Here is a 1,563-nt window from a genome sequence, read left to right as displayed (position 1 = left end):
GGCAGGGGGTGGGGTCGGCGGGGACGGTCCGGCAGCTTGCGCTATCTGCCGACCGCCGCCGCCACCGCCACCACCACGAACATCAGCACAAGGGCACCGGCCATGATCCGGTTTCGGGTCTTCGGGTCCACCCGTCGAGACTAACCGGCCCCGCCGAGCGCCCAGCGCCCGACCGGTTCGTAGCGGGGCTGCTCGCCCGGCGCCCCGGACACCGGCAGACGGCTGCGCACCAGCACCAGCTCCCCCACCGTCCAGGCACGGCCCTCGAAGGTTTCCAGCGCCTCGACGTAGGGCCGCACGTCCACGGCGTCGCGGCTGCGGGCCAGCGTCAAGTGCGCCTGGTAGCGGCGGTGTCCACCCATCTCCACGCCCGCCCTGCGGCCCGCCGCCTCCGCCCGGTCGGCCAGCAGCCGCAGCGCCGGGACGTCGCCCGCCGCCCCGGCCCACAGCGCCCGACCGTGCCCGAACTGCCCCCCGCCGCGCACCGCCAGCGGGAAGGGCGCGCCGCGGTGCGCGGCCCGCTCCAGCCGCGCCGACAGCTCCGGGAGGAGGCCGTCGTCGACCTCGCCGTAGAAGGCGAGCGTGAAGTGCCACCCGGGCCGGTCCGTCCAGCGCAGCGCGTCCGCGCCCGGCAGTGCGCGCAACCCGGCTGTCCTCGCGGCGAGTTCGTCGGCAACGGAGTCCGGGGGGAGAACGGCGGCGAAGAGTCTCATGGTCCCGATTCTCCCGGCCGCGGCGGCCGGCCGCCCGCCATGATGGACGTCATGCGGATCACGATCAGAACGGGCGGACCGGACGACGTCCCGGTGGTGCTCGGCATGCTCGACAGCAGCGTGGAGTGGCTGGTCTCACAGGGGCGGACCCGGCAGTGGGGCACGACTCCGCTGTCGCGGCACACCCGCACGGTGGAGTCGGTCACCCGGTACATGGCCGAGGGCGAGGTGTTCCTCGCCGAGGCGGACGGCGTGCCGGCCGCCACCCTCACCCTCACCGACTCCCCGGGCGCCTACCTCGCCCACCTCCCGCCGCCCGGCGAGCCCGAGCGGTACATCCACTGGCTGGCCTCCGACCGCCGCTTCAAGGGCCACGGCATCGGCAGCGCCCTGCTGGCCCACGCGGCCGAGGCGACCCGGCGGGCGGGCATCTCCCTGCTCCGCGTGGACTGCTACGCCGGCGACGACCGCAGACTGGTGGCCTACTACGAGGCCAACGGGTTCACGGCGACGCAGGCGTACACCGTCGGGGAGCACGAGTGGCCCGGCCAGGTGCTGGCCCGGAGGGTGCGTCCGCCCGCACCCTCCGCCGGGTGACGCCCCCGGTCACCCGACGGTGGCGAGCTCCCGGTCCTCGCGCGGGACGAACCGCACGCGTGGGTGGCCGTGGTGCCAGCCGACCGACAGGCGCAGGTTGCCCACGCGGGCCAGGACCAGGCCGACGGTGACGGCCGCGACGGCGGAGATCGCGCCGCCCGAGGCGAGGCCCGCCCGGACGCCGTACGCGTCGGTGATCCAGCCGGCGATCGGCGCGCCGATCGGGGCTCCGCCCATGAACACCATCATGTAG

The 1,563-nt window shown here is 75.6% G+C and carries 2 protein-coding genes and 1 pseudogene; 1 reads left to right on the top strand and 2 read right to left on the bottom strand.

What is annotated here, in order from left to right:
• Positions 1–140 precede the first annotated feature (140 nt).
• Entirely contained in the window at positions 141–713 is a 573-nt protein-coding gene (thpR, locus tag KMS84_RS38505; protein WP_256921206.1) for an RNA 2',3'-cyclic phosphodiesterase, read from the bottom strand.
• 51 nt (positions 714–764) lie between these two features.
• On the opposite strand from thpR, the gene KMS84_RS38500 reads away from it, so the two are divergent.
• On the top strand, positions 765–1,310 hold the full coding sequence (locus tag KMS84_RS38500; protein ID WP_256921205.1) for a GNAT family N-acetyltransferase: 546 nt from the start codon (positions 765–767) through the stop codon (positions 1,308–1,310).
• 9 nt (positions 1,311–1,319) lie between these two features.
• Here the strand turns inward: KMS84_RS38500 and KMS84_RS38495 are convergent.
• Positions 1,320–1,563 (bottom strand): annotated as a pseudogene (locus KMS84_RS38495) (MFS transporter); the annotation flags it as partial.

Source organism: Streptomyces hilarionis, assembly GCF_024539675.1.
Classification (GTDB): domain Bacteria; phylum Actinomycetota; class Actinomycetes; order Streptomycetales; family Streptomycetaceae; genus Streptomyces; species Streptomyces hilarionis.
Note: the sequence above shows the minus strand (reverse complement) of the source record. Positions and strands in the feature narration are given on the sequence as shown.